Origin of the sequence: Comamonas sp. AG1104 (assembly GCF_003350425.1) — a bacterium.
In the GTDB taxonomy this organism is placed as follows: Bacteria; Pseudomonadota; Gammaproteobacteria; order Burkholderiales; family Burkholderiaceae_C; genus Comamonas; species Comamonas testosteroni.
In genome coordinates, this window is the sequence record NZ_QQAS01000003.1 from 316,218 (window position 1) to 335,569 (window position 19,352).

A 19,352-nucleotide genomic window follows, 5' to 3' on the forward strand; every position below is an offset into this window, starting at 1 on the left:
TTACTCCCTACTTACTTGCCCGAACCGTCGTTAGTGGCTTTCTCTGGCCAACATGGTAGAAACCCGATGTTGAGGGACAATTCAATCTTTCCATTCGTGTCACAGATTTCCATGCCCCCCCGTTCGCCCGACCTTCCCAGCGTTGCCCTGCCCGCCGACAAGGAACTGGTTCTCAAAGTCGTGCCCATGCCTGCCGATGTCAATGCCAATGGCGACATCTTCGGTGGCTGGGTGATGGCTCAGGTGGATCTGGCCGGCTCGGTGCTGCCGCAGCGCATCAGCCACACCCGCATGGTGACCGTGGCCGTCAACGAATTCATCTTCAAGCAACCCGTGCGTGTGGGCGACATTCTGTCCTTTTATGCCGGCGTGCAGCATGTGGGTCGCACCTCGGTCGCCGTGGATGTGGAAGTCTTTGCCGAGCGCTTTTCCGACCAGGGCAAATATGTCAAGGTGACCGAGGCCCGCCTGACCTATGTGGCCATAGACGCCACCGGCAAGCCCCAGTCTCTGCCTGATACAGAGCAGACACGCGCCTGGCGCGAGAAACTCCAGGCTCAGGCCACCGCCAAGAGCTGACATTGTTCAGGCATAAAAAAAGCGACCTCTGAAGGTCGCTTTTTTCATGGGCTGTGCGCAGAGATTCAGACGACTGCAGCGCTACCCGTCGTTTCATTGCTGCTGGCCACAGCCGCCTGGCTGCTGGTGCTGCCGGCACCGCTCTTGCTCCAGGCGGAAGCGGAGACATTGCTGGAACTGCTGGTGCCGGAACGGGTTCCCGCTTCGATCTGCCCCGTCAACTCGCCACCCTCTTCGATCACCACCTTGCCATAGCGGATCGTGCCGCTGACCTTGCCGGAGCCATAGATCACCAGCTTTTCGCGCACTGTGAGAGTGCCGTCGAACTTGCCGTGGATTTCTGCAATATCGATCTCGGCCGTACCGTGAAACGCACCCTGCTCGGCAATCTTGATGACGCGGGAGTTCATGGTCGCCTCAACCGTTCCTTCCACGACCAAGGTGTCGCAGTCCGTAATTTCCACGCCCTTGAGCTTGATGTTCGGGCCGACGGTCAGCTTGCTGCCACCGTTTTCCTCCGCAAGAGGCGCGGTGGGAGCTGCAGTCGAAGCCGCACGCATGGTGCTGGATGGTGCCGTGCCAAGGCCCGCGTTACTCAGAGAGCTGGCGCCAGATGTCGCAGCGGTATTCGCTGTCGAAAGCCCGGTGACGGAACTGCGTGAAGGAAAGTTATCGTTATCGCGTTTGCCGAAGAACGGGTTTTGCACAGCCATGGCAGGAATCTCCTAGTCAGAAAGTGCCATCCTATGCAGCATAAGTAGCAACATTTACCGTCATCTCGCAATAACGGTAAGCAAAGCTTTCACAAGTTTCAGTTACTTGCATGCATTGCCTGATCTCACACAATGAAAGATTTGGCTGCATCCGGGCAAGTGTTCACTTGCCTGTCTTTGAAGCACTTTTTGCTGCCAGTCCATATTTCACTGGCGCTCTACGCTCTCGTTTCAGAGATCGTCAAGAGACGATATAGGCCGCTGTGCCGGTAGACAGCAGCTCGCCATCCATCGACAGAAACTCCATCTGGGTATTCGCCACCCGCGAGCCCAGGCGCAGAACTCTGGCAGTGAGCAGAAATTCCTTGCCGATGCCGGGGCGCATATAGTCCACACGCAGATCGATTGTGCCCAGCCGGGAAAAACGATGCAGTCTTTGCGCGGGCGTATCGTCCATATGCTTGGCCGCAATGGCAGCCATCACAGCCAGCCCGCCCATGGAATCGAGGCCTGCGCTGATCACGCCGCCATGAATGCGCTGGTAGGCCGAATGTCCGATCAGATCAGGTCGCATGGCGATATGCCCCTGCACCAGTGTGGGCGTGATCTCGCCGATCTTGAGCCCTATGGTCTGGTTGAAGGCCACGCGCGTTTCAAAGATCTCGCGCAAGCCGGAGATGAACTCAGGCTCGAACTGCACGGACTCGGCAGCCTCCTGCGCTGAACTGCGGGACGGTAGGGACCTGGATGTCATAGGCAACCTTGAAAAACGGTCAAAGAAAAATCGCCCGGCAAGGGGCGATTCTCAGATCGGCACTGGTGCAAGCTGGCGAAGCTGGCCCGGATTCGGCACATGCCGAAATCCGGATGGCGCTTTGGGCAAAACCGCCACCCATCGCTGCGCTCGCCTTGCTGCCGCAATGTCCGACTTCAGCACTGGCTGAAGTCAGGGTGGCGTTTTTCCATGAAGGCCGTCAGTGCTTCCTTGGCAGCGGGCTCGCGCAGCATGCGGGCGAAGACTGCGCCTTCTTCCACGATACGCTCGCCCACTGCCTTGGCCTGGCCGCCCTTCATCAGGCGCTTGGTCTCGATCAGCGAGGACAAGGGCTTGCGCGCCAGCTTCCTGGCCTGGGCCTGTGCCACGGCATTGCATTCGCTGGGCGGCACCACGCGGTTGATCAGACCCACTTCCAGCGCGGCTTCTGCCATGAAGGGCTCACCCAGCAGCAGTGCCTCGGCAGCGCGGTGATAGCCCAGCATCTGGGGCAAAAGCAGGCTGGATGCCGCTTCGGGGCATACGCCCAGGTTGATGAAGGGCAGCGAGAAAGCGGCGTTATCGCCGGCATAGACCAGATCGCAGTGCAGCAGCAGCGTGGTGCCAATGCCCACAGCCGGACCACAGACCGCAGCAATCAGCGGCTTGGGAAAGGCCGATACTTCCTGCAGGAAACGCCACACGGGTGCATCGGCCCCCATGGTATCGGGGGTGGAGGCCTGCTTCAGGAAGTCCGCAATATCGTTGCCTGCGCTGAAGATGGCGATGTCGCCCTGAAACACCACCACGCGCACGCCTGCGTCGACCTTAGCGGCAGCCAATGCGTCTGCCATCTGGCGGTACATGGCCTCGGTGAAGGAGTTCTTCTTCGCCGCACGGTTGAAGGTGATGGTGCACACGCCCTCTTCGGTGTGCACCAGGATGTCCTGGCTATCCTGGATATTGCTCATGATCTTGCCCTGTGAATGATGTGAACAGCTTGCCGGTTTCAGCGCGCTATTCCTTGTAGTAAACAATCTGGTGGCTGGTCGCCAGCATCTGGCCGGACTGGCTCCACAGCTGGGCCGTCTGGTCAAAAAATCCGTTGCGGAACTCCTGCCCGCGCGCCTGCGCCAGCAGCAGTCCGTCGCCCGCCTCGGCCAGTTCCTCGCGTCCGGCATGGAAGTAGACCGTGATGGACACCGTGCCCGCCGGCACGCGCCTGGAGCGACGCAGCCACGCCCGCGGAAAGAACACGTCGGAGACCGCAGCCAGCGACGCGAAATCCAGCGGACGCGGCGGATTGTCTCTCACCCAGAGCCGCGTCAGGCTGTCGCGCTCGGCTCCGTCCTCCTCACGCGGCAGGATTCCGTCCACAAATCGCATCTCATAGCGGGTCAGCCACTCGGAGGCCTTGAACAGCGGCGGCACGCGCTCCACCTCGGCAGCAGCCCGGACCTCGGGCATGGGCATATCGCTGACGCTCCAGGTCTGACGGCGTACCGCGGTCACGGCTGTGGCCGTGGTCACGATCTGCGGCTGGCCTTCGGCATCGGGCTGGGTGAGGGTCAGCAGCCAGTGCTGGGTGGAGCGGTTGGTACGCACCGGCCTGGCCTCGATCTCGAAAGCGCCCGGCCCCACGGCTGCCGCATAGTTGACGGTGATGGACAGCGGATCGCCCAGACACTGCGGATGTTGCTGAATGGCCTGCACCAGGCTGGCCGCCGTGATGCCGCCATATGGGCCGACCATATTCCAGTAATCGGGCGAGGCCGTTCCCTGGTACTGATTGGGCACTCCCGTAGCGCTCAGCGCCACGGCACGATCAAAGGGGTGGAGGTCTGTGCTCATGATTGGCAGTGTTGCCCAAGGGCGGGAATGAAAGCCGTCAAACAGGTGACTCATGCGGCCCGAACAAGGGTTTGCCTGGGCCGCGGTCACCGTCGCGCCAGCTCTGCAGCAAAGGCAGCAGGGGCTGCCACAGTAGCTCGCGCATCTCTTCCTTGAAATACCCCAGATGGCCTATGCGTCCGGCCGGAGCCAGCCCCGGGTCCACACGCTCCAGCGTGCTGGGCGCACTTTTGTACCAGCCCACCAGCGCTTGTGCGCTGGCCAGCGACATCATTTCGTCGTCCTCGAAATACAGTGCATGCAAGGGGTAGTGGGCCGCTGCATAGGCCTCGGCTGCCCAGCGCCCCTCCGCCCCCATGGCATACAGAGGATTCAGACACCAGCGACGCCATTGCCAGATCACGCCTGCCGGCAAATCGCCCACAATGCCCAGCTTGCGTCCGGGAAACGCGCCGTACAAGGCGGTGACCAGCGGGGCGACACCCCACCAGAACAGCCGGATCATGCGCCGGGTGGGCGCCGCGTTGTCGCGCCAGTAGCCGCTGCCGCTGCCCACGGAAAGCAAGCCGTTGATGGGCAGGGGGATGGAGGCCAGGCCCGGCAGTTGCGAGCCCACGCTATGACCGATCCAGATCAGCGGCTGCTCGGGAAACTGCTGCTTGAGATGTGCTGCCACCAGCTCGCAGTCCTTGGCCCAGTCCAGCAAGTCGGCCCTGGCGTCGCGCAGCGGCACCTGCAGCGACAGGCCATGACCACGGTAGTCGAAGGTGGTGACGCCATAGCCCTGCTCCGCGAGCCAGCGGGCAAAGGCCTGGTAATAGCTTTGCTGCACGCCCATGGCGCCAGCCACCACCACCTGCGCCAGCGGCGCTGCCGCCCGGGGCTGACACTGGCGCAGCGCCAGATGGGCCGAGCCCACGGAGATGGGCAAAGCCATCTCCGTCCATTGCACGGCGGCTTGCAGCGGAGCCGACACAGAGGCTTGCGACTGGGCGGTATGCATGGCGGCTGCGGCGTTCAGACGCGCTCGAAGATGCCTGCCGCGCCCTGACCCATGCCCACGCACATGGTCACCATGCCGTACTTGAGTTGCTTGCGTTGCAGCGCATGCACCACGGTGGCGGCACGGATGGCACCGGTTGCTCCCAGGGGATGGCCCAGTGCAATCGCACCGCCCATGGGGTTGACCTTGCTCTGATCCAGACCCAGGGTGTTGATGACGGCCAGGGACTGGGCCGCAAAGGCCTCGTTGAGCTCGTACCAGTCGATATCGTCCTGCTTGAGACCCGCGTAGCGCAGCGCGGCGGGAATGGCCTCGATGGGGCCAATGCCCATGATGGCAGGCGGCACGCCCTTGCTGGCATAGCTGACAAAGCGCGCCAGCGGCGTCAGACCAAAGCGCTTGACGGCATCGCCGCTGGCAATGATCAGCGCGCCCGCACCGTCGCTGGTCTGCGAGCTATTGCCCGCAGTGACCGAGCCGCGCGCCGCAAACACGGTGCGCAGCTTGGCCAGGCCTTCCAGGCTGGTATCGGGGCGCGGGCCTTCGTCCAGGCTCACGGTACGCGTGCTGGCCACGGTTTCGCCTGTGGCGATGTTCAGCGTGCGGTCGGTGACTTCGATCGGCGTGATCTCGGCAGCGAACTCACCGGCCTGCTGCGCGGCGATCGCGCGGCGGTGCGATTCGAGTGCAAACGCATCCTGCGCCTCGCGCGAGACCTTCCACTGCTGGGCCACCTTCTCTGCCGTCAGGCCCATGCCGTAGGCAATGCCCACATCGCCATCGCGCTCGAAGATGCTGGGCGAGAGGCTGGGCGCATTGCCCATCATGGGCACCATGCTCATGCTCTCCACGCCGGCAGCAACCATCACATCGGCTTCACCGACGCGGATACGGTCCGCCGCCATGGCCACGGCCGACAGACCGGAGGCGCAGAAACGGTTGACGGTGATGCCGCCGATGCTGGTGGGCAGTCCCGCCAGCACGGCACCGATGCGCGCCACGTTCAGGCCCTGCTGGGCTTCGGGAATCGCGCAACCGCAGACGATGTCCTCGATCGCCTTGGGATCCAGGCCAGGCACCTGGGCCAGCGCCGCCTTGAGCGTGGTGGCCAGCAGATCGTCGGGACGGTAGTTGCGGAAAAAGCCCTTGTGCGAGCGCCCGATGGGAGTGCGCGTGGCCGCAACGATATAGGCGTCTTGTACTTGTTTCATGACCAAATTCCTTGGTTGTCTCTTAGCTCTTTAACCTGAGTGCAAGGCTTCCATTACTTCGCGGTGCATACCAGCAGCCAGCGAGCAAGGGCCGCCCCGCAGCGTTGCTGGCGTCCCCCTTCCCGCAAAGCGAGAGAAGGGGGAAGGCGCGCAGCGACTCAGGGGGATGCTCATATCAAATCAGTTGCGAACCGGCTTGCCGGTGTTCAACATGCCCAGGATTCGTTCATGGGTCTTGGGGTGGGCAATCAGATGACAGAAGGCCTTGCGCTCCAGGCTCATCAGATAGGCCTCATCCACCAGCGTGCCGGCATCGACATCGCCGCCGCAGACCACATTGGCGATCAGGCCCGCAATATGCTGGTCGAACTCGCTGATGAAACCGCCGTCGCGCATATTGACCAGCGAGCCCTTGATCGTGGCCTGGCCGCTGCGGCCCGCCACGGGGAAGCTGCGCTTGTGCGGTGCGCGCCAGCCGCCGGCCGCCATGGCCTTGGCCTCGTTGATGGCGACAAACAGCACCTCGTCCTTGTGGGCCACGATGATGTCGCTGTCCAGCAGATAGCCGAGCTTGCGCGACTCCAGCGCGCTGGTCCCCACCTTGGCCATGGCGGCGGCCGTGAAGCCCTCGGTCAGGAAGGGCAGCAAATCCTTGCCGGTGCTGGTGGCAGCATTTTCGGCAGCGCGGCGGGCGATATAGGTCAGGCCGCCGGCGCCGGGCACCAGACCCACGCCGACCTCCACCAGGCCGATATAGCTTTCCATATGGGCCACGCGACGCGCCGAGTACACCGCCATCTCGCAGCCGCCGCCCAGCGCCAGCCCGTGGATGGCAGACACCACGGGCACCTGTGCATAACGCAGGCGCAGCATCAGATTCTGCAGCTCCTGCTCGATGCTCTCGATGGCGTCCGCTCCACCGATCACAAAGGCAGGCATGGTGGCCTCCAGGTCAGCGCCCACGCTGAAGGGCGCATCGCCGGACCAGATGACCATGCCGTCGAAGTCGCTCTCGGCCGTATCCACCGCCTCCATCAGACCTTCCATGACTTCGGGGCTGATGGCGTGCATCTTGTTCTTGATGCTGGCGATCAAGATCTTGCCGTCCAGCGTCCAGGTGCGCAGCGCCCTGGTTTCGGCAATCGTCGTGCCAGCCGTCTGCCAGTCGGGCAGATCGGTCTCACCCAGCAGCTTTTCAGGGAACAGCTGACGCTCGTATACGGGCAGCACACGGCGCGGCACGAACTTGTTCTGCGCAGGGCTCCACGAGCCATTGCCGGTGTGCACTCCGCCGGCATCGGCCACCGGACCTTCGAAGACCCATTGAGGCAGCGGAGCCTTGCACAGCGCCTTGCCGGCGTCGATGTCCTCCTGGACCATCTTGGCCACCTCCAGCCAGCCGGCTTCCTGCCACAGCTCGAACGGGCCCTGCTTCATGCCGAAGCCCCAGCGCATGGCCTGGTCCACGTCGCGTGCGCAATCGGCAATGGATTGCAGGTGCACGGCGGCATAGTGGAAGCTGTTGCGCAAAATGGCCCAGAGGAACTGGCCCTCCTTGCCCTCGGCATTGCGCAGCAGCTTCAGGCGCTCTGCAGCGGGCTTCTTGAGCATGCGGCCGTAGACCTCATCGGCCTTGCCGCCTGCGGGAATGTAGTCCTCGCTGTCGAGCTCGAACTGGAAGATGTCGCGGCCCACCTTCTTGTAGAAGCCCTTCTTGGTCTTCTGGCCCAGGTTGCCCAGCTCGATCAGCTTGGCCAGCACAGGCGGCGTGCCGAAGCTGCCGTAGAAGGGATCGGTCTCCAGGCTCAGATTGTCCTGCAGCGTCTTGACGACATGGGCCATGGTGTCCAGGCCCACCACGTCCGCAGTGCGGAAGGTGCCCGAGGAAGCACGGCCCAGCTTCTTGCCCGTGAGGTCGTCCACCACGTCGAAGGACAGGCCGAAGTTCTCGACCTCCTTCATCGTGGACAGCATGCCGGCGATGCCGATGCGGTTGGCGATGAAGTTGGGCGTGTCGTGCGCACGCACCACGCCCTTACCCAGCGTGCTGGTGACAAAGGCTTCTAGCTGGTCCAGCACCTCGGCCTGCGTGGTGGGCGTGTTGATCAGCTCCACCAGCTGCATATAGCGCGGCGGGTTGAAGAAGTGGATGCCGCAAAAGCGCGGCTTGATGGCGTCGGGCAAGGCCTCGGACAGCTTGGTGATCGACAGGCCCGAGGTATTGGACGCCAGCAGCGCATGCTTGGCGACAAAGGGCGCGATCTTGTGATACAGGTCCAGCTTCCAGTCCATGCGCTCGGCGATGGCCTCGATCACCAGATCGCAGCCCTTGAGCAGCTTCATATGCTCTTCGTAGTTGGCCGGCTGGATCAGCTCCACATCGTCGGCCACGCCGATCGGCGATGGCTTGAGCTTTTTCAGATTGGCAATGGCACGCTCTGCAATGCCGCTCTTGGAGCCTTCCTTGGCCGGCAGGTCAAACAAAATGACCGGCACCTTGACGTTGACCAGATGGGCGGCGATCTGCGCACCCATCACGCCCGCGCCCAGCACGGCGACTTTTTTCACATTGAATCGGGACATGAGCAATGTTCCATTGAGGGCCAGCTGCCGCACCATCGGCGTCAGCGCTGGCTGTTTGAGTCTTGATATTTACTGAACGCGGATCCAGGTCTGGGTACGCCAGAAAGGACCGATGGAGCCACGCACTTCCAGCTTCTGGCCTGCGTCGATGGGCGTCAGGCGCACGGTATAGGTCTTGCCGTTTTCGGGATCGAGAATCCTGCCGCCCTCCCAGACTTCCTTGCCTTCGGCCTTTTTGACGCCGCTGATCAGCGTCATGCCAACCACGGGCTTGTCCTTGAGCTCGTCCTTGCACTCGGTGCACAGCGCATTCGGATCCGCGCCCTTGCGCAGCAGGGCCTCGACCTTGCCCGTGACCACGCCGCCGGCCTCGGTGATCTTCACCTGCGCCTTGGGCGTGTTTTCCTTTTCATCCATGCTGCGCCAGGTGCCGACGGGCGACATCTGCGCCCAGGCGGCCGACATGCTGCCCGCTATCAATACAAGAGCTGCTACCGCTTTGATCTTCTTCATTTCCGAGTCCTTTATATTCAAAACAACGGATGTATAGGCGCATGAAGCTACTTTTTCAATAGCAATACAGCATGCGCCTGCACAGCATCAGGCCAGGGCCGCGTCGCTGTCCATCAGCGACTGGCTGCCGGCGCGCGCGGTGCGCATCAGCGTCGCCGTCTCGGGGAACAGCTTGGCGAAATAAAAGCGCGCGGTCTGCAGCTTGCCCTGGTAGAAGGGATCTGCATTGCCGGCCGCGATCTCGCGCAGCGCCACCTGGGCCATGCGGGCAAACAGATAGCCGAAGACCAGATGGCCGGCCACACGCAGATAGTCCACGGCGGCGGCGCCGACTTCGTCGGGGTTCTGCATGCCCTTGAAACCGATCTCGGTGGTGAACTTGGTCATCTGCTCGCCCAGCACGGCAATGGGTGTGATGAACTCGCTCATCTTCTCGTTGACGCCTTCTTCCTCCACCAACTGGGCGATCAGCTTGCCGAACTTCTTGAGCGTCGCGCCCTGGTTGCCCAGGATCTTGCGACCCAGCAGATCCAGCGCCTGGATGCCGTTCGTGCCTTCATAGATCATGTTGATGCGCGCATCGCGCACAAACTGCTCCATGCCCCATTCCTTGATGAAGCCGTGGCCGCCGAAGACCTGCTGGCTCAGGGTCGTCGCCGTCCAGCCGTTGTCGGTGATGAAGGCCTTGACGATGGGCGTCAGCAATGCCACCAGCTCGCCGCTGTCCTTGCGCACCTTCTCGTCGGGATGGTGCAGCTCCTTGTCCAGCAGCAGGCCGCAGAAGGTGGACAGCGCGCGGCCGCCTTCGGCATAGGCCTTGGCCGTGAGCAGCATGCGGCGCACATCGGGGTGGACGATGATGGGGTCGGCCGGCTTGTCCTTGGCCTTCACGCCCGACAGGCTGCGCATCTGCAGGCGGTCCTTGGCATAGGCCAGTGCATTCTGGTAGGCCACTTCGGTCAGCCCCAGCGACTGGTTGCCCACGCCCAGACGGGCCGCGTTCATCATCACGAACATGGCCTGCAGACCCTTGTTGGGCTCGCCCACCAGGGTGCCGATGGCACCATCGATATTGATCTGGGCCGTGGCATTGCCGTGAATGCCCATCTTGTGCTCCAGCGCACCGCAGAAAATCGGGTTGCGCTCGCCCAGCGTTCCATCGGCATTGACCTTGAACTTGGGCACGACGAACAGGCTGATGCCCTTGGAGCCGACGGGTGCATCGGGCAGACGCGCCAGTACCAGGTGCACGATGTTGCTGGTGAAGTCATGCTCGCCGGCCGAGATGAAGATCTTGTTGCCGGTGACACGATAGCTGCCGTCCGCCAGCGGCTCGGCCTTGGTGCGCAGCAGGCCCAGGTCGGTGCCGCAGTGCGGCTCGGTCAGGCACATGGTGCCGGTCCACTCGCCGCTGGTCAGCTTGCCCAGATAGGTCTTCTTCTGCTCGGGCGTGCCGTAGGCATGCAGAGCCTCATAGGCGCCATGCGACAGACCGGGATACATGGTCCAGGCTTGATTGGCGCTATTGAGCATTTCATACAGCGCCGAATTGAGCACGAACGGCAGACCCTGGCCGCCATACTCCGGATCGCAGGACAGTGCCGGCCAGCCGCCTTCGATGAACTGCGCATACGCCTGCTTGAAGCCCTTGGGCGTGGTGACCTCGTGGGTCTCCTTGTTCAGCGTGCAGCCCTCTTCATCGCCGGAGATATTCAAGGGAAACGCGACATTGGCCGCAAATTTGCCCGCCTCCTCGACCACCGCATTGATGGTGTCGGCATCGACCTCCGCGTACTTGGGAATCTGCTGATAGGTCTCGGTGACCTTGAAGACCTCGTGCATGAGGAATTGCATGTCACGCAGTGGCGGGTTGTAGCTGGGCATTTGTCGTCTCCTGTAATGGTTGCGCGTTGAACGGTTTGCTTTTGGGGTTGGAACTGACGCGGGTTGTGAGTGGCGTCAGGCGGCTGGCGGCTCGCTGGCATAGCGCGCCAGAATGTTGTTGAAGCCTGCATGAGCCCGCTCTATCGAGCCGTCGCTATGCAGAAAGCGTGCCTCGTAATGCAGGGCAAGAATCAGACCGTGAATTTCAAACAGCAACTGGCTGGCATCGGCATCGGCACGCAGATCGCCACATTCCTGGCTTTGCACAATGGTGCGGCGCATGGCAGCCAGCCATGTGCTGACGGACTCGACCAGCGCATCGCGCACCGGGCCCGTACGATCGTCGAACTCCACCGCTCCGCTGATATAGATGCAGCCGGAATCGATCTCCATGGAAGTGCGCTTCATCCAGTTGCCAAACAGCTCGCGCAGACGCGGAATGCCGCGCGGCGCCTCGATGGCGGGGTAGAAGACTTCCTGCTCGAAACGGTCGTGGTACTCGTGCACCACGGAAATCTGCAATTCCTCGCGCGAGCCGAAATGGGCAAACACACCTGATTTGCTCATGCCCGTGAGCTCGGCAATCGCGCCAATGGACAGGCCTTCAAGGCCGATATGCGTGGCAAGATTGAGCGCTGCCTCGACAATCGTGGCCTTGGTCTGCTGACCTTTTGCGAGCGATCTGCCCGCAGACCTGGTTGCAGCAGCCCCTTCCACGGCCTTACTGGGGCTAACCGCAGCTTGCGCCTGGGCGTGCAGCTTGCGAGACTTTGCACTGGTCTTCGTGCTAGCAGCCCCCCCACGGCCGGTCGGATGCGCCACATCCCGACCTGCGGGCGAAGTTGAAGAACGGGAAACGGAAGACGAGGCCATGAAACTCTCAATAAAACGAACGTTCGTTCTATTTTGCACAGTTTCCGGCCGGTTTTGAATCCGTCAAGGGTAAATACTTAGCCCTCCCTACCCGGACTTTTGCCGGCTCAGTTGCCTCGATACGCAATAAAAAACGCCGCCAGTCCTGAGACTGCGGCGTTCCGAAAGAGTGCCCGACGAGCGACTCAGACCACGACCATCATGGCCAGGCTGGCATCCAGGTGCTCGGTGGGCAGGCGGCGAAAGCCCGAGCGGGCATAGCGCTGCAGACGTCCCAGCGCAAACGAGGTCAGCACACTGGCAGCCACCGATGCTTCGGCCGTCGGTGCAGCAGAGCCCATGGCGCCAGCGGCAGGGCGCAGGCATTGGCGCAAGGTGGACTCGATGCGGTCAAAGAACTGGTTCATGCGGGTCTGCAGACGCTCGTGCTCGAAAACGATGGCGTCGCCGACCATCACGCGCACCATGCCGGGGTTTTTTTCGCCAAACTGCAGCAGCAATGCCACCACGCGGTTGGCATTGCGCACGCTTGTGACCGGATCATGCGCGGCCTCGGGCACATCACGACCCACAATCTGCTGCACCAGCGTGAAGACGGACTGCTCGATGAACTCGATCAGGCCCTCGAACATCTGGGCCTTGCTGGCGAAGTGGCGGTACAGAGCCGCCTCGCTCACGCTCAGATGGGCAGCCAGGGCCGCCGTGGTAATGCGGTCGGCACCGGGCTTTTCCAGCATGGAGGCCAATGCCTGCAGGATTTGCTCGCGGCGTTCGCCGGGCTTGGGACGCTTGCGCGCAGGAGCCATGGCGGGAGCGGCAGGACTGTCCTCCGCGGGATTTTCAATATTGGAAACAGGCGACAGGACTTCAGACTCAGACATAGGCGACTCAGTATTTATTAGCAATTTTCTCACAGCCAGTTGCACTGTTAAGCACACGACTATCCTTACCGGCAGGTGCCAGGTGCGTCAAACCAACCTTAATACACAGCAGGCTTGCGGTCTCCACCCCGAACTTTCACCCCCGCTCTCACCAACACGCAAGCGTAACCGAGAAATTAACCTTTGAGAGCTTCAGATACCTCATGACTGCCTTCTGAAACTGATTGAACCGGAATTTCAAGTCTTACTAATAGACCTTTACCGAAACTTCCATCTGAAAAACTCAGTACACCTTGATGCAATTGCGTTATTTCATCGGCAATTGCCAGGCCCAGACCGGTTCCTTCTTCAATCACTCCCTGGGCGCGATAGAAACGCTGGGTAATCTGGCTGCGCTCTTCCTCGGGCACGCCGGGGCCGTCATCGTCAACCTCGACAAAAGCCCATTGCTGCACACCTGCCATCTGCAGCAAGGTGGCATCGTCCGTGCCCACGGGCCGGGGGCGCAGACCGCAGCGCAAGGTGACGCTGCCGCCGCGGGGCGTGTACTTGATGGCGTTTTCCACCAGGTTGGAAACCAGTTCGCGCAGCAACCAGCTATGGCCCCAGACTGATGCAGGCTCGACCTCGAGACCAAAGTCCAGATGCTTGATCGAGGCCCGATCGATAAAGGTCTCGAGCATGCTTTCGCAGAGCTCCTTGAGATCCACCTCCTGCAGCGGCTGCACCTCGGCATTGCGCGCATCGGCACGCGACAGGGCCAGCAACTGACGCGCCAGCTGGGAAGTGCGCCGGGTTGCATCGCGCAGCTGCTCGATCTGCTCCACCGTGAGCACGACCTGCGCCGGCTCACCCGTACGCTTGGCCAGGCGCCTGGCCTCCTGTCCGCTCAGGGCCCAGGCTTCCACCTGGGTCTGCAGGGCCGCCAGCGGCGTGCGCAGCTGGTGGGCTGCATCGGCGACGAAACGGCGCTGGCCTTCAGCCTGGGCATTGACCAGGGAGAACAGCCGATTGAGCGAGCGCACCAGAGGCCGCACCTCGGCTGGCGAGGTCTGCTCGTCGATCGGGCTCAGATCGCGCGGCGAGCGGCGCTCCACCGCCTGCGTCAGCTTGTGCAGCGGCTTGAAGGCCCGGCTCACCGACCAGTAAATGGCCACGGCCGCGCCCGCAATCAACAGCAGATTGGGCAGCAGCACATGCATCAGCAGCTGGCGCACCCATTGCTGGCGCACATCGCTGCTGTCGGCCAGCATGACGACCATCTCGCCGGCGCCATAGGTTTCGGCCTTGAGCACGGCAACGCGATAGGTCACACCGTCGTGCTCCTGGCTATGGAATTCCGCCGTGCCGGTCGCAGGCACATCGAAGTTGATCCAGGTATCGCCTGCCACCACATTGCCTTGCAGATCGCCCACGGCATAGCCTGCTTCATCGCCCTGATTGCGCAAAAAATCTTCGACGCTTGGCGTCAGCGACACCAGCGGCGGCGTGCCATCCGCAATCGAGGGCGCGAGCACCGAATCGGCCAGGGCTGGCAGCAAGCGCAACAAACGCTGGTCATGCTGGGTGGAGGCCTCATCTGCGGCGCTGTAGCTGAACCAGCCGCCCATGGCCGCCAACAGCATCAGCGGCACCAAAAGCAGAACCAGCAGCCGAAAACGCAGATTGGCGGTCATTAATGCTTATTTAATGAGAACTCTGGGTATTCAATTTTTATAGCTGCAAGCGCCTTATTAATAACCAGTTCAGATATATAAATAACTAAACTCCATATCAATCAAGCGCTAACAGCTATCAAATCGAGCATCAAACGGATTCAGGCATCAACTCCAGCCGATAACCGAAACCGCGAATGGAGCGCAGGGCCACGCCATGCGGCTCCAGTTTGCTGCGCAGGCGGGACACATAAACTTCCACGGCGTTCGGCGTGATTTCACGGTCCCAACCGGTCAGTGCCTGCAGCAGCTTTTCCTTGCTGGCGGGCTTGGGAGCATTGAGCAGCAGATACTCCAGCACCGTCCATTCACGTGGCCCCAGATCGATCGGCAGCAGCTTGCCTTCAGTTTCGCCCTCCTGCGGCAGCTGGCGTGCGCCGGCGCGACGGCCCGCCGTATCCAGCTCAATGCAGCCAAAGTTCAGGACAGCCGAAGTTGCTGCCTGGGAGCGGCGCATCAGCGCACGCAGGCGCGCCAGCAACTCGGGCAGCTCGAAAGGCTTGACCATATAGTCGTCGGCGCCCCAGTCCAGGCCCTGCACCCGGTCCTGCAGCGCATCGCGCGCCGTGAGGATCAACACCGGCATGGCCTTGCTTTCCACATCGCTGCTGCGCAGGCGACGCGTCAGCTCCAGGCCGTTGATGCCCGGCAGGCCGATATCGATCACCGCCACATCGAACGCTTCCTGGGCCAGCACTTCCAGCGCACGCTCGGCACTGCCCACCCAGTCCACCGCATAACCGGCATCGGAAAGACCCAGCTTGATACCGCTGGCCACCATCACATCATCTTCCACCAGAAGCAAACGCATAAAGTCCTACCTCGCTCAAAAACAAAAGCCGCCCAAAGGCGGCTTGCGGCGGAGTCCTGAGCGCGACTCCACCCGGGAAAGCCCTGCGGCGATGTTAACGCCATATGTGAAAAGTCACTCGACAAGAGCAACCACATGTCAGGGCCAGACAGGCTCATCAATGGCTGCGAATCATCGTGCCATACGCCTGGTCCGTCAAAATTTCCAGCAGCATGGAATGCGGCACGCGTCCATCGATGATGTGCACCGCATTCACGCCGGCCTTGGCAGCATCCAGAGCGCCCGAAATCTTGGGCAGCATGCCGCCGGAAATCGTACCGTCGGCAAACAGCGCATCAATCTCGCGCGCCGTCAGATCGGTCAGCAGATTGCCGGCCTTGTCCAGAACGCCCGGAGTGTTGGTTAAAAGCACCAGCTTTTCAGCTTGCAACACTGTTGCGAGTTTGCTTGCAACCACGTCGGCGTTGATGTTGTAGCTTTCGTTCTCCTCCCCAAAACCGATAGGGCTGATCACTGGAATGAAAGCATCGTCCTGCAGCGCCTTCACCACACTGGGGTCGATGGCGACGATATCGCCCACCTGACCCACATCGTGCTCGATGCTCGGATCCTTGTTATCCAGCATCTTGAGCTTCTTGGCACGAATCAAGCCACCATCTCGTCCCGTCAGGCCCACGGCCTTGCCGCCGGCCTGATGGATCAGACCCACGATGTCCTGCTGCACCTCGCCGGCCAGCACCCACTCCACCACTTCCATGGTCTCTTCATCCGTGACACGCATGCCCTGAATGAATTCACCCTTCTTGCCTAGACGACCCAGCGCCGCTTCAATCTGAGGCCCACCACCATGAACCACCACAGGGTTAATCCCCACCAGCTTGAGCAACACCACATCTTCCGCAAAGTCTGCCTGCAGGGCAGGATCGGTCATGGCGTTGCCGCCATACTTGATGACCATGGTCTTGCCATGAAACTTGCGGATGTAGGGCAGCGCTTGCGCGAGGATTTCAGCTTTGTCGCGAGGGGCGATCTGGGTGGTGGGGTCAATGGTGGTCATAGATCAAGGCTCTGTCCCGTGGGACAATGTTCAAGTCAGATGGGCTGCATTGTGCCGCAAACAGCGCTACAGCACAGATTGCTCCACCGATCCGCCCCAGGTCGATAACCACGCCTTCCAACAAGAACTAGTTGCATGTTTTCAACTCAATTTTCGCTTCTTGAATTAATACGATATGACGCAACAGTTGCCCTACTGGCATCTTTTGCAACCTGCCTTCTCCTGGTTCTTACGCAAAAATGGCATGGCAGCTTATCCATGGATTCAAGCAGCGGAGTCCAGAAAGTTCATACCACCCCCACACCACGTATCGGCGGCATTGGGATTGCGATCGGGGTTTTTGCAGGATTTGCGGCCTCCAGTCATGGTATTGCTGCAGCAGAAAAAAGAGCTATCCTCAGCGCCATTCTGCTGGCGGGCATACCCGCTTTCATTTTTGGATTACTGGAAGATCTGACCAAAAAAGTCTCTGTAAAGATACGACTGCTGGCAACCATGGCATCTGGCGTACTAGGCTGGGGCATTACAGGTACCTCACTCACTCATGTCGACGTGCCAGGTATTGACTTTTTACTGGGTTTTACCGTCATCTCCGTCATCTTTACTGCGATTGCAGTGGGAGGCGTCGCCAACTCTATCAATATTATTGATGGACTGAACGGTCTTACGGCTGGCACAGCTTTGATCATCTTGGCCGCCTTCGGCGTCGTCGCTAGGCATGTGGGTGATATTCCCCTCGCTTTCACTTGCATGATCATCGCAGGTGCGGTCGCCGGCTTTTTTCTCGTCAACTGGCCCAAGGGTAAAATATTTTTGGGCGACGGCGGCGCCTACTTCCTGGGATTTACGCTAGCTTGGATTGCTGTACTTTTACCTGAGCGAAATCATTCCGTATCACCGTGGACCAGTTTACTGATCTGTTCCTACCCAATTATTGAGGTCGGCTTCAGTATTTTGCGCCGAACCATGCGCGAAGGTTACAGCCCGACAGAGCCAGATTTCTTTCACCTGCATTCACTTGCAAACAAGCGCTGGGCAAGAAAAATATTCTCTAATTTTTCAAAACCCATGCAAAACGGGCTGACCTCACCATTCCTCTGGATTTACGCAGCAATTCCCTGCTCTCTAGCTGTTTTGACATATCAAAGCAAGCTATTAACTGCCATATCCTTCATATTGAGCTTCATTTGCTATTTGATGTTTTATCGGAAGCTTGCACTCTTTAGATGGTTACCCTGGAAGTGAAATATGCATCTTTAAAGCTTGAAGGTAAATTTCACCTTCTTGCGTCATTTCATCTGGGGCCCATGGCGCAAAATATTTTGGAGCCGCTGGGTCAAAAGGCCCGCCCTTCATCTCAAGCAATATAGAGCCAGTTTCAAGTGAAATGACTGTGTGCCATTGCCCTGGCTGAACCTCGACCCCGACAGCCACGCCGAGTTCATCGACATGGTTTCCTGCGCCAAAGAGGTGAACTGCCTGCACCTCACCTTCGCCGCCAAAGACAATGAGAGCCAGTAGACCCTTGATGGCAATCAAGGTTTCTGCTCCTTGCAAGGGTCCATGACAGTGAGGCCTCAGATAGCTACTGGGCTCAATTGCATTGAAGAACCGCTGGCATGCCTCCTGGTAGTCAGCATGCAGGTTCTTGTGCTTTCGTCTTCGAGGATTGGTTTTGGCCTCATCTATCAATGAGTCCATCAAGTCCCCTGAGAAAACTCGTACTGACATATATTAGTTCTTCAGTTCCAGAACGATTTGGTTGACCGCCTGAGAAGGCGAGAACATTCTTTCATATACGGCCCTGCACCTTTTTTGGAAATCGGCATCCATCTCGACAGAATTGATCAAGATATTGGCTTTGCACTCCAGATCCTGAATATCAGCATCCTCGCAAACCACGCCAACACCTTCGCTCCTGATGAGCTCCGCAAGATCATTTCCAGGGTTGATATTTGCCAGTACGGGAATGCCGCTTTGCATATAGGAAAGGAACTTTCCCGGAATGTTGTGGGATTTGTGTCTCTGATCCAAAGAAACAATACCTACGGAGCATTGAGCATAAAGCGCAGGTATCTCATCAGGATGAATTTCATCTTTGAACTCGATATTATCCAAAGACCTTTTACGAGATTCCTCAGCCAGCCTTTTGGCCTCGCTGCCGCGACCAACGAACAAAAATCCAATATCGTTTCGATCTCTAAGTTTTTCTGCCAAATCTATCAGAATGTCCATGCCCTGAGCGACACCCATATTCCCAGCATATACAAATATCTTTCGCCCGGCCAGAGCCGTCCTGTTAATCGATATCGAGCAACTATCTGGCTTCGTATCCGCAAGCCAGTTCTGAAGAACAACCAGCTTCTTCCCCTTTTTCTTCCAAGCCTCAAAGTATGAGAGATTTCCTGGAGTTTGGACACCAATGACATCAGCCACAGAATATTGATAATTGGCCACTGCACTGAAGAAGCGGTAAATAATCCCCTTCCCCATCAAGCCCATATCAACAGCCCACTCAGGAAAAATATCCCTTATTATCAGATAACCTTTGCAATCACTGGATTTTTTCAAGCCTTTGACAAAAGGAGCATGAAATATGGAAGGCGCATACCAAGCAACCCCATCCCATTTTTCGTCACGCAAAGGGGATTTTTTGTAACCCCTTTTCATGAAAAATGGCATCAGAAATTCTGACAGTGTTCTTCTCGCGTAATTAACATCCTTCGTTTTAGGGGACTTCAGCCTCAAGACCTGGAAACCTTCCATCTGTTCAAGAATAAAGTCCTCCTTGATCTCCCATGATGGAAGAATTACCGTTAATTGATGACCTTGAGCCACAAATTCACGCGATAAGTCCCTTAGCTGCACTGCCCCAGAATTTCGCAAAGGAGGAAAGGTGTCAGCGATCAAGGCTATTTTCATTA

Annotated in this window: 18 protein-coding genes; 2 read left to right on the forward strand and 16 right to left on the reverse strand. The window is 59.6% G+C overall.

Annotated elements, in window-relative coordinates:
• Positions 1–111 precede the first annotated feature (111 nt).
• Complete coding sequence (locus DFO48_RS09945) at positions 112–579, forward strand: acyl-CoA thioesterase (protein ID WP_114863262.1); 468 nt, start codon at positions 112–114, stop codon at positions 577–579.
• 65 nt (positions 580–644) lie between these two features.
• Here DFO48_RS09945 and DFO48_RS09950 read toward each other — a convergent pair whose 3' ends face one another.
• From DFO48_RS09950 to argB, 14 genes are all read right to left on the reverse strand, one after another.
• Positions 645–1,292, reverse strand: coding sequence for a polymer-forming cytoskeletal protein (locus tag DFO48_RS09950; RefSeq protein WP_114863263.1), 648 nt, complete (start codon positions 1,290–1,292; stop codon positions 645–647).
• A gap of 241 nt (positions 1,293–1,533) precedes the next feature.
• The gene (locus DFO48_RS09955; RefSeq protein WP_114863264.1) at positions 1,534–2,046 is read right to left on the reverse strand and encodes a thioesterase family protein; all 513 of its coding nucleotides are present in this window, start codon (positions 2,044–2,046) and stop codon (positions 1,534–1,536) included.
• A gap of 176 nt (positions 2,047–2,222) precedes the next feature.
• Positions 2,223–3,017 (reverse strand): enoyl-CoA hydratase, encoded by a 795-nt coding sequence (locus DFO48_RS09960; protein WP_114863265.1) that lies wholly within the window; start codon positions 3,015–3,017, stop codon positions 2,223–2,225.
• A 46-nt stretch (positions 3,018–3,063) separates the two neighbouring features.
• Complete coding sequence (locus tag DFO48_RS09965) at positions 3,064–3,897, reverse strand: acyl-CoA thioesterase II (RefSeq protein ID WP_003081291.1); 834 nt, start codon at positions 3,895–3,897, stop codon at positions 3,064–3,066.
• Between the two features lie 37 nt (positions 3,898–3,934).
• Positions 3,935–4,900, reverse strand: a complete 966-nt coding sequence (locus DFO48_RS09970; protein WP_003081293.1) for an alpha/beta fold hydrolase — start codon at positions 4,898–4,900, stop codon at positions 3,935–3,937.
• 14 nt (positions 4,901–4,914) lie between these two features.
• Positions 4,915–6,111: an acetyl-CoA C-acyltransferase gene (locus DFO48_RS09975; RefSeq protein ID WP_114863266.1), complete on the reverse strand. Its 1,197-nt coding sequence runs from the start codon at positions 6,109–6,111 to the stop codon at positions 4,915–4,917.
• Positions 6,112–6,291: 180 nt separating this feature from the next.
• A complete protein-coding gene (locus DFO48_RS09980) occupies positions 6,292–8,694 on the reverse strand; it encodes a 3-hydroxyacyl-CoA dehydrogenase/enoyl-CoA hydratase family protein (RefSeq protein WP_114863509.1) in 2,403 nt (800 codons plus the stop codon).
• 69 nt (positions 8,695–8,763) lie between these two features.
• Positions 8,764–9,207: a DUF2147 domain-containing protein gene (locus DFO48_RS09985; protein ID WP_114863267.1), complete on the reverse strand. Its 444-nt coding sequence runs from the start codon at positions 9,205–9,207 to the stop codon at positions 8,764–8,766.
• 87 nt (positions 9,208–9,294) lie between these two features.
• A complete protein-coding gene (locus tag DFO48_RS09990) occupies positions 9,295–11,091 on the reverse strand; it encodes an acyl-CoA dehydrogenase C-terminal domain-containing protein (RefSeq protein WP_114863268.1) in 1,797 nt (598 codons plus the stop codon).
• A gap of 75 nt (positions 11,092–11,166) precedes the next feature.
• Entirely contained in the window at positions 11,167–11,964 is a 798-nt protein-coding gene (locus DFO48_RS09995) for a TetR/AcrR family transcriptional regulator (protein WP_114863269.1), read from the reverse strand.
• Between the two features lie 185 nt (positions 11,965–12,149).
• A complete protein-coding gene (slmA, locus tag DFO48_RS10000; protein ID WP_003081301.1) occupies positions 12,150–12,845 on the reverse strand; it encodes a nucleoid occlusion factor SlmA in 696 nt (231 codons plus the stop codon).
• A 176-nt stretch (positions 12,846–13,021) separates the two neighbouring features.
• The gene (locus DFO48_RS10005; protein ID WP_003081302.1) at positions 13,022–14,521 is read right to left on the reverse strand and encodes a sensor histidine kinase; all 1,500 of its coding nucleotides are present in this window, start codon (positions 14,519–14,521) and stop codon (positions 13,022–13,024) included.
• A 130-nt stretch (positions 14,522–14,651) separates the two neighbouring features.
• Positions 14,652–15,371 carry a response regulator transcription factor gene (locus DFO48_RS10010; RefSeq protein WP_003068054.1) on the reverse strand — a complete coding sequence of 240 codons (720 nt, stop codon included), beginning with the start codon at positions 15,369–15,371 and terminating at the stop codon, positions 14,652–14,654.
• 157 nt (positions 15,372–15,528) lie between these two features.
• Complete coding sequence (gene argB, locus DFO48_RS10015) at positions 15,529–16,428, reverse strand: acetylglutamate kinase (RefSeq protein WP_003068053.1); 900 nt, start codon at positions 16,426–16,428, stop codon at positions 15,529–15,531.
• Between the two features lie 135 nt (positions 16,429–16,563).
• On the opposite strand from argB, the gene DFO48_RS10020 reads away from it, so the two are divergent.
• On the forward strand, positions 16,564–17,673 hold the full coding sequence (locus DFO48_RS10020) for a glycosyltransferase (RefSeq protein ID WP_114863270.1): 1,110 nt from the start codon (positions 16,564–16,566) through the stop codon (positions 17,671–17,673).
• On the opposite strand, the gene DFO48_RS10025 is transcribed toward DFO48_RS10020, so the two are convergent.
• Together DFO48_RS10025 and DFO48_RS10030 are read right to left on the reverse strand one after the other, a co-directional pair.
• A complete protein-coding gene (locus DFO48_RS10025; RefSeq protein WP_114863271.1) occupies positions 17,659–18,159 on the reverse strand; it encodes a WbuC family cupin fold metalloprotein in 501 nt (166 codons plus the stop codon). The two genes, DFO48_RS10020 and DFO48_RS10025, sit on opposite strands and share 15 nt — an antisense overlap.
• 3 nt (positions 18,160–18,162) lie before the next feature.
• On the reverse strand, positions 18,163–19,338 hold the full coding sequence (locus tag DFO48_RS10030; RefSeq protein ID WP_233506363.1) for a glycosyltransferase family 4 protein: 1,176 nt from the start codon (positions 19,336–19,338) through the stop codon (positions 18,163–18,165).
• Positions 19,339–19,352 lie beyond the last annotated feature (14 nt).